The following is a 14,221-nucleotide window of genomic DNA, read 5'->3' on the forward strand; positions in this document are numbered from 1 at the left end:
ATCTATCTTAAAATGTATCGTAAATTAAGAACCGCCTTGGTACGGATCCGTATGCCGGGTGGTGTGGAAGGTCGCCTAGGGAATTAATCCCTAGGCTCCTATCCGATTTTATTTATTGCTGAAGCTTAAAAAGATAAAAAGCAAAACCCAAATTCCTGATATAATATAAATAGAGTTTAGGTATTGTTTGTTTTCTGATTTATGATATCTGAAATAAAGAATTAGAGAATAAATTATACTCACCGGAATTGAAAGTAGAAATAATAAAAACCCTGGGCCTGGAGCGCAGACTCCACTTAGACTTCTTTTCTCTCCTATTAATGCGATTGTAAAGTAAAAGATAAAAAATAATATGGTTTTAATCTCGGGTCTAATTTTTGCCATAAAGGTTTTAAAATATTATCTAATTGACACATTATCTCATTTTCTAATTACAACTGAATCTGTCTGTCAATCTGCTGATCCAGGGAAATAAACGTTTCTGTTCTTGAAACCCCTTCTATGGCTTGGATTTTAGTATTTAAAAGTTGCATTAGGTGTTCATTGTCGCGACAAATGATTTTGATTAAAACAGACCAGTTTCCTGTTGTGTAATGGCATTCCAAAACTTCGGGAATCTTTTTTAAATCCTTTACAGCTTCCGAGTTTCTTGAAGCTTTGTCAAGATAAACACCAACAAATGCCATTGTATTATATCCTAAAACTTTTGGGTTTACAGTAAATTTAGAGCCTGAAATAACACCTGATTGTTCCAGTTTTTTCAAACGCTGATGAATTGCAGCTCCGGAAATACCTATTTTATTGGCGATTTGCAAAATTGGTTTTCGGGCATCATCCATTAAGTAGCGCAGGATTTCCTTGTCGATGCCGTCAATTTCAATTATAAGGGAGTTGATTTTCATAGTTGTAGTTTGAAACTTATTTAGATGATTTGCTTTAGAATAGAAATCAAATGTAATGAAAATGCTGTGAAATAGAAAATTCCAATATTCAAATTCCAAATTCCAATTTTCTTCACTTTAAGTTCAAAGAAATAAATTCCAATTTTCTTATTTGTAAAATTTTCAACGTATTTAAAACATAGCCCAAGGTTTTAGCCTTGGGAGACGGATTGGGATAATGAATGAAAAATGATAAATTACACTCCACGGTTAAAAAACGTTGGCCATGTCAATATGTACAATGTTTAAATTTTTAAATAAAAATAAACATGGAATTTGATTAAAAAAGAAAAATTCCAAATCCCAGCATTAAAGTTGGAATTTGGAATTTTAAAAATTGAATATTTTGAAGGGATTATTTCCCTTTGTTTGCTTCGCTTATATATTTTTCCAGAGCCATTGTCATAGAAGGAGTTTCAGGAGTTGGAGCAAGAATATCGATTCTTAGTCCGTAGTCTAAAGCTTCTTTTTGAGTTGTGCTTCCAAAGACAGCAATTCGTGTTTCGTTTTGTTTAAAATCAGGAAAGTTTTTAAACAAAGATTTTATTCCGGTTGGACTAAAAAATGCTAAAACATCATAATAAACATCAGCAAGATCAGATAAGTCGCTCATTACAGTTTTGTAAAAAACAGCTTGTGTCCAGTCTACTTTGAGATTGTTTAATGTTATAGGAGCATCCGCATTCAATTGATCAGATGCCGGAAGCAGAAATTTTTCGTCTTTGTACTTTTTGATAAGAGGTGATAAATCTGCAAAATCTTTTGCACCAACGTAAATCTTACGTTTTCTATACACAACATACTTTTGCAGGTAAAATGCAACAGCTTCAGATTGGCAGAAATATTTCAATCCTTCAGGAACTTTATAACGCATTTCATCTGCTACTCTAAAAAAATGATCCACCGCATTACGGCTTGTCAAAATTATCGCAGTATAGTGATTAAGATCGATTTTTTGCAATCGAATCTCTTTAGCATTAACCCCTTCCACATGAATAAATGGTCTGAAATCAATTTTTATTTTGTGTTTTTGTTGGAGCTCAAAGTAAGGAGAATTTTCCACTTTAGGTTCAGGCTGTGACACCAAAATTGTTTTCACTTTCATATTATAAACATTTTCTAAGCACTCCCTTTTGTAATCCAATAATAGAGAAAATAATAAGGTGCTATTTCAAGAGCGCAAAGATATAAAATAAAATAAAATAACTTGCTGATTATTACGTTTTGATATGTTTTTATTGAAATAAAATATGAGTATAGGCTGATACATAGCGAAATACCTATGATTGCAAGCGGTATAATTTTAGGAATATTGTCATAATAAAACAAAATAGCATTAATAGGAAGGATTAAAACGCCAATATAAGTTCTATAGGTAACTTTTTGTAAGTTAAAAAGATCAGCAAACTCATCGATGTTGAATGAAGTTGCAACAATTTTCTCGATTAAAAACTTTGCCAGAATAAAATAAAGCAAAAAAGTTGCGATCTGAATGAATAAAATCCAATCTGTTTTTAAGATGCTGTAAGTTCCGGTTTTATCATCCTGTGAAAAGATGTGCATCGTTAACTGAATGAAAAAAGCATACGAAACAACTTGCACGAAAAACAAGCCTACCGTAAAGCTGCTTTTTAAATGGTTGTTATCACGATATATTTTTGCGTATTTGTCTGAAAAAATAAGCCTGCTAAATTCACTAAATCTGGTTTCATATGCAGATTTAGTCATAGCAACTACAGCAAAGGTCAACACAAATAAAAGTGTTGCCCAGTCTTTGTTTTCGATAATTCGAGGGTGAAGTTGTTCAATCATAACGCCACAAAATTAGTAATTTTTTGTCTCAATACTTTTATTATATATTTATTATGAATCAAATGCTATAAAAAGTTTACTTTTGCGATGAAATTTACGCAGAAAAATGAATGATTGTATTGTCATAATTCCCACTTACAACGAAATCGAAAATATTGAAAGTATAGTTAGAGCTGTTCTTTCACAACATAAGCCTTTTCATCTTTTAATTATCGATGATAATTCGCCGGATCATACGGCTGATAAGGTTATTGCGTTGCAGGAAGAATTTCCGGACAGGTTATTTTTAGAGAAAAGAGCTAAAAAAGCAGGTTTAGGAACCGCTTATGTTCACGGTTTTAAATGGGCTCTTGAACGCCAATATGATTTCATTTTTGAAATGGACGCTGATTTTTCTCACAACCCCAATGATCTTGAAAAATTGTTTGATGCTTGTCATTTTGGCGGAGCAGACTTAGCTATTGGTTCTCGTTATGTAACCGGTGTAAACGTTGTAAACTGGCCCTTGAGCCGTGTTTTAATGTCTTATTTTGCATCTGTTTACGTGAAGTTTATTACCGGAATGAAAATTCATGATGCTACAGCCGGATTTGTTTGTTACAAAAGAGAAGTTCTGGAAAAAATCAATCTTAATAAAATTAAATTTGTGGGCTATGCCTTTCAGATCGAAATGAAATACAGGACTTACTGTGCTAAATTTGAAATTACCGAGGTGCCAATTATTTTTACGGACAGAACCAAGGGAGTTTCAAAAATGAGCAATGCCATTATCAAAGAAGCTATTCTGGGTGTAATTTCATTAAGATTAAAAAAATTAGTCAATACCTTATAATACCACTATGGCGATGAACAGGATTTTAATAAAGAATGCTAAAATTGTAAACGAAGGATCTATTTTTGAAGGTGATGTTTTGATCGAAAACGATTTGATCGTTGAGGTTGCAGACAGCATTAGCTTAAAAACATCAGATTGTAAAGTGATCGATGCTGAAGGAAGTTACTTAATGCCGGGTGCAATCGATGACCAGGTACATTTTAGAGAGCCTGGATTAACACATAAAGGCGATATCGAATCAGAATCAAGAGCGGCAGTTGCTGGGGGAATTACTTCTTTTATCGAACAGCCCAATACAGTTCCCAACGCTGTTACTCAGGAAATCTTAGAAGATAAATATCAAATTGCAGCCGTAAAATCATTTGCGAATTATTCGTTTATGATGGGGGCAACCAATGATAATCTTGAAGAAGTTTTAAAAACAAACCCTAAAAATGTTGCAGGAATCAAGATTTTTCTAGGATCTTCGACAGGAAATATGTTGGTCGATAATGAAGCGACTTTAGAAAAAATATTCTCAAGTACACCAATGTTAATTGCTGTACATTGTGAAGATGAAACTACAATTCAAAATAATCTTGCTGCATTCAAAGAGCAATATGGTGATGATGTTCCGGTTACGGCGCACCATTTGATTCGTAGTGCAGAGGCTTGTTATATTTCGTCATCAAAAGCTGTTGCTCTGGCGAAAAAAACAGGAGCGCGTTTGCATATCTTTCATCTTTCGACTGCGAAAGAAATGGAATTGTTTACGAATAAAATTCCGTTAGAAGATAAAAAGATTACTGCTGAGGTTTGCGTACATCACCTTTGGTTCACTGATGAAGATTATAAAACAAAAGGAAACTTTATTAAATGGAACCCTGCTGTTAAAACGGCTGAAGACAGAGCAGAACTTTGGAAAGCTTTGAATGACGGACGTATTGATGTAATTGCTACAGACCATGCGCCTCATACAAAAGAAGAAAAAATGCAATCTTATCTTAATGCGCCGTCAGGAGGTCCGCTTGTGCAACATGCTGTAGTGGCAATGTTTGAAGCGCATCATCAGGGAAAAATTAGCGTGGAGAAAATCGTGGAGAAAATGTGCCACAATCCGGCTAAAATTTTCAAAATAGAAAAAAGAGGATTTGTTAAAGAAGGTTATTTTGCTGATTTGGTAATTGTAAACCCAAGTTTGCCATGGAGCGTAAAACCGGAAAATATCCTGGCAAAATGCGGTTGGTCGCCTTTTGAGAATTATACTTTTAAATCAAGGATTACACACACTTTTGTAAATGGTCAGATGGTGTATAATAACTTTAAAGTAAAAGATATCCGCGCTGGAAAAAGATTATTGTTTGATAGATAAAAAGCTGAGATGAAGAATTGTATAGTAATAATATTGGTTGTGTTTCTTTCTGTAAGTTGTAAAAAAGAGTTGGTCAAACAACCTGCAAAACTTATTGAGAAAGAAAAGATGATTGATATTATGTATGATCTGTCTCTTCTGGATGCTATGAGATATCAAAATCCATTGTCATTAGATTCTATTGATACTAATCCGGTTAAGTTTATTTTGCAAAAATATAAAGTAGACAGTTTGCAGTTTGCTCAGAGTAATATGTACTACGCGACAGATTATGAGACTTACAAGGAAATGTTTGATGAAATTGGCAAAAGACTTGCTGTTGATCAAAGAGCTACAGATTCAATAGTGAAAATTGAAGATAAAAAGGCAGCGAAAGAAAAGAAAAACAAAGCCAAGGATACGATTAAAGATCTTGTTAAGAAACCTATGAAAGAACAAGTCAATATAGATTCTATAAAACAATTAATACAATCAAGAAAGAAGAGATAATTTTATAATTTCGAAGTATCCTTTATATATTGATGTACATCTAAAAAAACCGTTCTCAGAGCGGTTTTTATTTTTTCATTCGAATACAAATTTTTAGAATAAGAAGCTTTTGCAGTTGCTTTAGTGAGACGTCTTTTTTGAAGAAATAAAGTTGAAAATCCCAAATCTGCCATCCAAAGAAAATTCATAAGCAATGGTTTAGCATGAGTACTTGGTTTTTTTACTTTTAGAGTATCAGCAATTGTATTGAGGATATCGCGAAAAACAATATTGTCGGCAATTAAAGTAAAGCGTTCGTTTTTGATGTCGCTTTTCATTAGTTCGTGCGAAATTCTTACTACGTCATCAATTGCTATAAAACCGGTGTTTCCCAGCGTGTAAAAAGAAAGTCCATTAGCCACTTTTCGGTACAATTCGCTGCTTCCCTCATCGAAAATTTTTGTTGTGGATATTGGTCCTAAAATCACGCCTGGATTTATGATCATCACATCAAGTCCTTCCTGAAGTCCGCGCCAGACTTCCATTTCTGCACCATATTTAGAAATAGCATAATCACTATGGGGTTTCTCCGGATTCCAGTCTGTTTCTTCGGTAATATAAGTTTCGTGAGGAGCAATATCGCCTAAAGCTGCAATAGAACTTATAAAACAGAATTTCTTTATTCCTTTAGCAATAGAAAAATTAACCATATTGGCAGTTCCCTCAATATTAGTTTTTCGAAGTAGTTCTTCATCTTTGGGATCGAAAGAGATAAAAGCAGCACAATGGTAGACGTAATCAATATCGATAAAAGCAATTTCTAAAGAAGGAACATCTAAAATATCGGCTTCAAGCCAATTGATTTTTTCGAACAAATCCCCTTTTTTATATAAGTCAAAAACGGCTTTTGTCTTTTGAATGTTTTTTTGGTTTCGGTATGTAGCCCGAACACTTTCTCCATTTTCAATTAAATGAAGTAATAAATGCGCACCAACTAAACCTGTTCCTCCAGTTACTAATACCATTTTGTAAATATACCGATTTTGCCACAAAGGCACAAAGACACAAAGTTTTTTGTTCGTTTTTTTGCTGCAAAGACAAAAAGGTCATAATTGTTATTTGTTTTAATAGAAAGGCAGTGCGATCAGTTTTCTTATTTATTTCCTTTGAGTCTTAGTGTCTTTGTAGCATTGCTTTTTGATTTTGATATTGACATTGATTACATTTGCACAAATTATTTTAAAAATGAAGAATCTAGTTGAAGAATTAAAGTGGCGAGGGTTATATCATGATAGCATGCCAGGAACGGAAGAACAATTGCTTAAAGAAGTAACAACGGCATATATAGGTTTTGATCCAACGGCAGATTCACTACATATTGGTAGTATGGTTCAGATTATTTTATTGGTTCACTTAAACAGAACGGGGCATAAAGCAATCGCTTTGGTTGGAGGTGCGACCGGAATGATTGGTGATCCGTCTGGGAAATCTGACGAAAGAAATTTGTTGAACGAAGAGACTTTGGCTAAAAACGTTGCAGGAATAAAAAGTGTTTTATCCCGTTTCTTAGACTTTAATTCAAAAGAAGCAAATGCTCCCGTTATGGTGAATAACTATGACTGGATGAAAGAATTCTCGTTTATTGATTTTGCACGTGAAGTTGGAAAACGTATCACGGTAAATTATATGATGGCGAAGGATTCAGTAAAAAAGAGATTGGCCGGAGAAGGCGAAGGAATGTCTTTTACAGAGTTTACTTATCAATTGATTCAGGGTTACGATTTTTATCATTTATATAAAAACAACAATTGCGTTTTGCAAATGGGTGGTTCTGATCAATGGGGTAATATTACTACCGGAACAGAATTAGTTCGCAGAATGGGTGGAGAAGGTGCGAAAGCTTTTGCATTGACAACGCCATTAATCACAAAAGCAGACGGTTCTAAATTTGGGAAATCTGAAGGTGGAAATGTTTGGTTGGATGCTGATAAAACTTCGGTATATAAATTTTACCAGTTTTGGGTAAATGCAACAGATGTTGATGCTGAGAAATACATTAAAATCTTTACTTTTTTGGATAAGGAAACGATTGATGTTTTAATCGAAGAGCATAAAGCAGCGCCACATTTAAGAGTTTTACAAAAGAAACTGGCTGAGGAAATCACCATTTTTGTTCATTCTGAAGAAGAATTAGAGAAAGCAATACAGGCTTCGAATATCTTGTTTGGAAACTCTACTGCAGATGATTTGAAAAAATTAGATGAAACTACTTTTTTAGAAGTTTTTGATGGAGTTCCACAAGCTGAAATCACCAAAGCTGATTTAGAAAATGGATTGGATATTGTTACTGTTTTAAACGAAAAAACAGGTTTCTTTAAATCAAACGGAGAGGCGAGAAGAGCTTTGACAGCAAACTCAATTTCTGTAAACAGAGAAAAAATTAAAGAAGATTTTGTATTAACAGCAAATGATTTAATCAATAATCAGTTTGTGTTGTTGCAAAGTGGAAAGAAAAATTATTTTGTGATTAGAGTAGTTTAGTCGTTTGTTGAAGGTCAAAAGCGATTTAACGAATAAACAAATTGACGATTAACCTTTTTTATAAAAACGTCCCAATACCTCGAAAGAGTTGTTGGGATTTTTTTTGTTTTATCTTTTTTTTAGTGACAGAGTAATTATTTGTGCGTAGAATCGTATAAAAACCTATATTAGTGGCTTGTTACTTAAAACCTAATTTATGATTGGACTTTTATTTTTATATTGGATTTGGAAAGCATTCGCTAATTTGGCGCTTGAATATGGTAAAAATAAGTGGGCTTATTTCTTTTTTGGATTAGTGTCTTATTATGGGGGAACTATTGTTGCTGGATTTATTGTTGCTATTGGATTAGCGCTTGTCAATGGTTTTGATTCTCTTGGTAATGAAGATTTTGTAGATCCAATTTGGAATCTATTTTATATACTTTTTGGAGGATTAAGTTGTTACGGCATTTATAAGTTTCTGGAAAATAAAGCAGAAAAGGAAAGAGAATTAAATAAAAAGGATGGCATTGAAAATATAGGTGTATACAGTGAAGATTAATTTTTGATTTAGTGTTAATTCGGTTTACCGATTAAACAAATCAACGATGCAACATTAGAGAACCATCAAATTACAACCACGAATATCAGAATTATCAAAACGTCCCAATACCTCGAAAGAGTTGTTGGGATATTTTTTGCCCAGATCCTGCGTGGCAATAAAAGAGCAGGAGTTGATATTGGCTAAATCAATAACGTTTACTCCGCCTGTTTTTTCATCTTTCACATAAGTAAGTGCATCTTCAGGATCGCGTACAAGTATATGCATCCATGACGGGCATTCAAAAACGCCTTCGCCCAAAGAATAGGCCTGTCCAAGAAGTTCCGTCATTCCGTATTCTGAGTGAATGGTTGAAACGCCAAAACCTTTGCACAGTATCTCGTGTAATTCTTCGCGGATCATTTCTTTGCGTTTGCCTTTCATTCCTCCGGTTTCCATAATAATGGTGTTTTGAAGGTTGAACTGATGTTTTTCGATCAAATCTAATAAAGCATACGTAACACCAATTAAAATGACATTTTGACCAGACTCATCGAGTGCGGTTAATTTCTTAATTAAGTCGTCGTGATTGTGTAAATAAAACCCGCTTTCATGCTGATTGGATAACTTTATTAAGTCTTCGACCATGTAAATTAACGAAGAGCCGTCGCGCTCAAGATAGGATGGTAAAAGCGCTAAAACAACGTAATCTTCGATATTGCCATAAAATTGGGAAAATCCTTTTCTATAGCTTTCTTCATAAAGAGAAACATCAGTCACAATATGTCTGCTGGTAATCATTCCTGTAGTTCCGCTGCTTGTAAAAGTAACCTGAGCGGGATCATTATTAGAAACTACGTTATGGCTTTTGAAAAACTGAATAGGTAAAAATGGAATTTGTTCCAGCGATTTTACCTGTTGTGGATTGACTTTTAAAAAATCACAGAAATTACGATATACGATATTATTCTCGTGTTGAAAACGAAACACTTTTAAGGCTGTTTTTTCAAATTGTTTATGACTCGAAATCGTAAATATATCGTTGGCTGTAATCAAAACTTTTTTGTGCAAAGATATTGTTTTTAGTTTTTAGTCATCGTTTTCAGTGGCAGTTTTTGGTATGTAATGCAACTGAAAACTGAACCTGAGGCTGAAAACTAAAAAAGCTCCTGAAAAGGAGCTTTTTTATGATTTTATCGAATGATGAGCTTTCTGGTTGCAGAAGCGTTCTCTTCACTTATTTTTATGATATAAACACCAGGAACAAGATCAGACACGTTTAATTCTCGTGAACTTAAATGTGTCTGAAGTACTTTTTTGCCCAGTACATCAAAAATTATAATTTCTTTTTCTAAGTCATTTTTAGAGGAGATGTATACTTTTCCGCCAGTGACCGGATTAGGGTACAAGCTTAAACCCTCAATGACAGTCGCATCTTGAGGTTTTGGTAATTGCTTACTATCTTGTGCTGAGACACTCATAGTAAAGAAAAAAGCCAATAAGAATGTAATATAAAAGTAGTTTTTTGCCATCGCATATTTTTGATTAATGTAAATATACAAAAAAAATTACAAAAATTACGCCAAAAAAAAACATCCTAAAAATTTAGGATGTTTTTAACAATTTTATGTTTTGAGTATGTTATAGACCTTTTGTCCATCCAGCAGCCCAAGTAGGAACTCCTGATCCGTTTCCTGCTCCAAGTGCAGTAGTCGATTCTGTGAATACTTTAGAAACATCAGCAACTAATTTTCCAGTAGTTGTACCTTTTGATTTTACAGGAACATCTTCGAATTTAACGTTAGTTGCTAATAAGTCAACTCCTACGTATGAAATCGTTTCATCGTGTTCAACATCAAAACCAGTTTTCCAACCTTTTAATACAACATTGTCAAATTTACCTTTTGTTCCAACTCTCAATTTAAATGCTTGAGATTCTGCACTTGTGTCAGTTGATCCAAAACCAACTAAAGTAAGGTTTTTGATTGTTGGGAAAGAAATTGGACTAGCCAGGTGGTTGTTAGCGTTATTATCTGCTTCTACACCTCTGTTACCAGCGTTTGTTCTGATTCCGTAGAAAAACTCACCAGTTCCGTTCCATCCTTCAGTCCAGTCAAATAAATCATCCCCAACGTTTGCAGCATCTTTATTAGAAACTACTAAGTGAGAAGCATTTACGGTTCCACCAAACCACTCGAATCCATCATCAGAGCTTTCGAAAATTTGAACGTAATCAACGCTTGTTCCTTTACCAACACCAAAGAAAGAGATTCCGTTGAATTCTTTATCTGAGTTGTAAGCGTATCCAGGATATTCAATTCTTAAGTATTTGATTGATCCAGAGTTGTCATTAACGTCAGTTCCACCGTATGGTAAGTCAGAAACTTCAGCAGATGCAGTTGCTCCTTTGTTGATAGGCGCTTTTCCGCAAATTACTAATCCACCCCAAGCTCCAGGTTTGTGTTCTGTAGCTGTCATAACTACAGGATTTGCAGCTGTTCCCTGAACGTCGATTTTTCCACCTTGAGAAATAGCAATGTATCTTATAGACTCAATTTTGTTTACATCTAATTTAGATGCTTCAATAATAACTCCGGGTTTGATAGTAAGTTTTGCAGTACTCTTAACGATTAATTTTCCTGTAAGTTTATAAGTTCCGGATTCTAAAATAACTTCTCCGTCATTAATCTCCCCTTGAAGATTGTCTCTGTTTACTACGAAACTAGAGCCAGGTAAAGTAGGTGCATCATTGTTGTTGTCGCTTGAGCAAGACGTTGTAAGTGTTACAAGTGATAAAGCTGCTAAGCCGAAGATTGTTGAAAGTGTGTTTTTCATTACTTTTTTTATTAGTTTGTGTTTGTGCAAATATGAAAACTTAAGTCTGAATGAATGTTAAGCTGTCGTAATGGATTTGTTATATGTTTTTTAACGAAATGTTAAGAAATTAACAAGCGGGTTTCTTGTTTGTTTATTAGAATTGGTAATTCATTCCCAATCCAAATGTTACTCCTTTTTTATAGTTAAAAACTAAAACGTCTCCGCCAGTGTTTTCCTGAACTCTCTTAAATTGTGGGTTCAATAAGTTTCTTGCTCCAAAATCAATTCCAAGGCTCTTGTTTAATTTAGTTTTGAAAACTAGATCTAAAGTCCCCATTGCTTTGTCTACTAAATTTCCCTTTTGTTCAGATCCAATTGCGTAAAGTTTATCAGAATAATGATTGTATGCGATGGTCGCCATAATTCCGGCATCATTGTTCCAGTTTTTAGTATAAGATAGATCCGCATTTAAAATCAAATCAGAAGCGCCTGTAAAACCTGAACTAGTATCCGTAAGGTTGATGTTCATTCTGCTGTTGGTTTCTTTTTGAACTTTTTCAGAATCAATTTCCTGATGTGTTTTCATTAATGAAGCATTAAACCCAAAAGAAAGTTTGTTAGTATATTCTCCTTCAATTTCAAAAATGTTTTTTCTTGCTTCCAATTCAAGTCCGTAAGCATAACCTGAATCTCCAATGTTTACCCATGAAATATCATTTGATGCAGAAGCAATTACAACTTCGTTAATTGGATCTAAAATGTATTTTCCAAAAGCAGTAACAGAGAATAATTCATCGCTTTTTGGGAACATTTCCCATTTTAAGTCAAAATTGTAATTTTGTGAAGGATATAAATCAGGGTTACCAATTTTAGTTTCCATTACATCTTCATAAATAAACAAAGCACGCTCTTTAAATTGTGGTAATGTATAGGTTTTGCTTGCTGCCAAACGAAGATTTTGCTTTTCGCTTAATGCATATTTTAAAGCTAAACTTGGTAAGAATTCGTTTCTGTCAAATTCATTTTTACCACCAGATGCATCAAGTTGTGTTCTCCAGGTAACACTTTGAGATATTTTTTCGTATCTAAAACCTAAAACACCACTTAGTTTTTCAGATAATTTATATTCGATATTAGCAAATCCTGCATGAATGTCCTGATCACCGCTATAAGTTTGCGGCGTCATTCCGGCAAAAGCACCAATTGAAAATGTACCGTTGTTGTAGTTTGCCTGATTAAAGAAAGCATCTAAATTATTTGGGGTTACACTCGTTCCTAAACCTGCCTGACTTACATTGAAGTTGAATTGTATAGCTTCGAAATCGCGTTTTTTAAATTTACCGTTATAACCCGCAACGATTTTTCCTTTTGAAGTGCCACTTTCTTTATCTCCTAATTTATAAGTAAAAGCAAGATTAGCAGCAGCTTCGTCTTCTTTTAGGTTTTGATAGTATCTCTGATTGTCAGTAGTTGTTCTTTGAGCAATTGTGTAGATATCAGTAGTTGGGTTATAGAACATTTTATTTTGAGTCCTGTCTGGCATATCGCCTTTGACAGTATTGTATGAAACTCCCCAATCAAAATCTATTTTATCTGTTATTTTGTGGTTTCCTAAAAGCTGATTGATGAAAACAGTATTCTGTGAGAACGTTCCTCTTTGAACAAGAAGACTCGCATCAGCATTATCAAAATCTCTATCAGTTCCAAAATAAGTATCTCTCGTTTGCTCAGATGAATTGATGAACAAAAAGTTGTAGCCAATTTTGTGATTTTTGTTTAAGCGATAATTGGCATTAAACATCCCGGTAGAGTTTGTGTTGTAAGTGTATTTTTCCTGGTGAAAAGATTTTAATGATGCTCCCTGCGCATTTACACTTTGGCTTAAACCTTCTCTATATTCGTAACCATTGTTAAAGCTCGCAGTTGCAAAAACGCTAAGTTTTCCTTCTTCACCAATATTGAAAGTTTTTCCTGCTTTCAGATTAAAGTTTCCGCCAAAAGGGCTTTCTTTTTTAGGATTCAGGCTGTTTTCAAAATTATATCCCGTCAAAGCATTTTGAGGAACTCCGTATGAAACAAAACCTGATTTATTAGGGCCTTGCTGTAATAAAAATTTATCAGAATTTTGTAGAGCATTTGTGTTCACTTTAGATCCCAGTGAGATTTCAAACATTCCTTTTCCGCGGTAATCTTTTGAAACTATATCTACGTTTCCTCCTGCAAAATCACCATACATTCTTGATCCGTAAGATTTGTCAATAGAAATATATTCCACAATATCTGTTGAAAAAAGATCCAGAGCAATGTTTTTTCTCTCAGGATCATTAGATGGTATTGGCAATCCGTTCATCGAAGTAGAATTATAACGGTCACCAAGTCCTCTTACAAAAACATTGTTGCTTCCTTCTTGTTTAGAAACTCCTGAAGTTTTTGCTACAGCCGCAGCTACATCGCCAACCCCTTTTCTTGACAATTCCTGCGCACCAATAGTTTGTTTAATGTCAACCGCATTCTTTTGTTCTAAAAGTAATGCAGATTCTTTTTGTTTGTTTACTGCTGCTGATTTTACAACAACATCTTGTAGAGTAAAACTTCCTGAAGAAAGTACCTGACTAACCGTAATAGTTTCGTTTGCTTTTACAATTACTGGTTTCTCTACAGATTCATATCCAACGAAACTAAAAATAATAATATAATTTCCCGGATTTACGCTCAACGAATATTTTCCGTCAATGTCAGTGTTCGCGCTTGTGTTAGTCCCTTTTACTAAAACATTTGCGAAAGGTAAAGGTTGATTATTGGTTTCCTTGTCGGTTAGTACACCAGAAATCGTACCTTTGGTTTGCGCGACCGAAATCGTACAAATAAATAATGTAATAAATAGAAATTTTAAATTGAATTTCATTTTTGTGTTGTGTTTAATTTATTTTTGTGCA

The 14,221-nt window shown here is 34.0% G+C and carries 13 protein-coding genes; 5 read left to right on the forward strand and 8 right to left on the reverse strand.

Annotated features, from left to right (window positions below; genetic code table 11):
- Window positions 1–431 precede the first annotated feature (431 nt).
- The 3 genes from NJT12_RS17650 to NJT12_RS17660 form a co-directional block, all read right to left on the reverse strand.
- Complete coding sequence (locus NJT12_RS17650; protein WP_017496220.1) at window positions 432–902, reverse strand: Lrp/AsnC family transcriptional regulator; 471 nt, start codon at window positions 900–902, stop codon at window positions 432–434.
- A 394-nt stretch (window positions 903–1,296) separates the two neighbouring features.
- Window positions 1,297–2,046 (reverse strand): uroporphyrinogen-III synthase, encoded by a 750-nt coding sequence (locus tag NJT12_RS17655; RefSeq protein WP_072964327.1) that lies wholly within the window; start codon window positions 2,044–2,046, stop codon window positions 1,297–1,299.
- A 14-nt stretch (window positions 2,047–2,060) separates the two neighbouring features.
- The gene (locus tag NJT12_RS17660; RefSeq protein WP_271337248.1) at window positions 2,061–2,753 is read right to left on the reverse strand and encodes a DUF4271 domain-containing protein; all 693 of its coding nucleotides are present in this window, start codon (window positions 2,751–2,753) and stop codon (window positions 2,061–2,063) included.
- 106 nt (window positions 2,754–2,859) lie between these two features.
- Here NJT12_RS17660 and NJT12_RS17665 point away from each other — a divergent pair, with 106 nt between their 5' ends.
- From NJT12_RS17665 to NJT12_RS17675, 3 genes are read left to right on the forward strand one after another with little or no spacing between them, the layout of a single operon-like run.
- On the forward strand, window positions 2,860–3,585 hold the full coding sequence (locus NJT12_RS17665; protein ID WP_271337249.1) for a polyprenol monophosphomannose synthase: 726 nt from the start codon (window positions 2,860–2,862) through the stop codon (window positions 3,583–3,585).
- 13 nt (window positions 3,586–3,598) lie between these two features.
- Complete coding sequence (locus tag NJT12_RS17670; protein ID WP_271337250.1) at window positions 3,599–4,939, forward strand: dihydroorotase; 1,341 nt, start codon at window positions 3,599–3,601, stop codon at window positions 4,937–4,939.
- A 9-nt stretch (window positions 4,940–4,948) separates the two neighbouring features.
- Window positions 4,949–5,428: a DUF4296 domain-containing protein gene (locus tag NJT12_RS17675; protein ID WP_271337251.1), complete on the forward strand. Its 480-nt coding sequence runs from the start codon at window positions 4,949–4,951 to the stop codon at window positions 5,426–5,428.
- A 2-nt stretch (window positions 5,429–5,430) separates the two neighbouring features.
- Here NJT12_RS17675 and NJT12_RS17680 read toward each other — a convergent pair whose 3' ends face one another.
- Window positions 5,431–6,432, reverse strand: a complete 1,002-nt coding sequence (locus tag NJT12_RS17680; protein ID WP_271337252.1) for an NAD-dependent epimerase/dehydratase family protein — start codon at window positions 6,430–6,432, stop codon at window positions 5,431–5,433.
- Between the two features lie 220 nt (window positions 6,433–6,652).
- On the opposite strand from NJT12_RS17680, the gene tyrS reads away from it, so the two are divergent.
- Both tyrS and NJT12_RS17690 read left to right on the forward strand, forming a co-directional pair.
- Window positions 6,653–7,948 (forward strand): tyrosine--tRNA ligase, encoded by a 1,296-nt coding sequence (tyrS, locus tag NJT12_RS17685; protein WP_271337253.1) that lies wholly within the window; start codon window positions 6,653–6,655, stop codon window positions 7,946–7,948.
- Window positions 7,949–8,144: 196 nt separating this feature from the next.
- Window positions 8,145–8,489: a hypothetical protein gene (locus NJT12_RS17690; RefSeq protein ID WP_271337254.1), complete on the forward strand. Its 345-nt coding sequence runs from the start codon at window positions 8,145–8,147 to the stop codon at window positions 8,487–8,489.
- A gap of 54 nt (window positions 8,490–8,543) precedes the next feature.
- Here the strand turns inward: NJT12_RS17690 and NJT12_RS17695 are convergent, their stop codons facing one another.
- The 4 genes from NJT12_RS17695 to NJT12_RS17710 form a co-directional block, all read right to left on the reverse strand.
- The gene (locus tag NJT12_RS17695) at window positions 8,544–9,524 is read right to left on the reverse strand and encodes a LuxE/PaaK family acyltransferase (RefSeq protein WP_271337293.1); all 981 of its coding nucleotides are present in this window, start codon (window positions 9,522–9,524) and stop codon (window positions 8,544–8,546) included.
- Window positions 9,525–9,661: 137 nt separating this feature from the next.
- Entirely contained in the window at window positions 9,662–10,000 is a 339-nt protein-coding gene (locus NJT12_RS17700; protein ID WP_271337255.1) for a T9SS type A sorting domain-containing protein, read from the reverse strand.
- Window positions 10,001–10,109: 109 nt separating this feature from the next.
- On the reverse strand, window positions 10,110–11,303 hold the full coding sequence (locus NJT12_RS17705) for a hypothetical protein (RefSeq protein WP_271337256.1): 1,194 nt from the start codon (window positions 11,301–11,303) through the stop codon (window positions 10,110–10,112).
- A gap of 136 nt (window positions 11,304–11,439) precedes the next feature.
- Entirely contained in the window at window positions 11,440–14,190 is a 2,751-nt protein-coding gene (locus NJT12_RS17710) for a TonB-dependent receptor (protein ID WP_271337257.1), read from the reverse strand.
- Between the last annotated feature and the right edge of the window lie 31 nt (window positions 14,191–14,221).

The sequence above is a fragment of the Flavobacterium azizsancarii genome (assembly GCF_027980145.1).
Classification (GTDB): Bacteria; Bacteroidota; Bacteroidia; order Flavobacteriales; family Flavobacteriaceae; genus Flavobacterium; species Flavobacterium azizsancarii.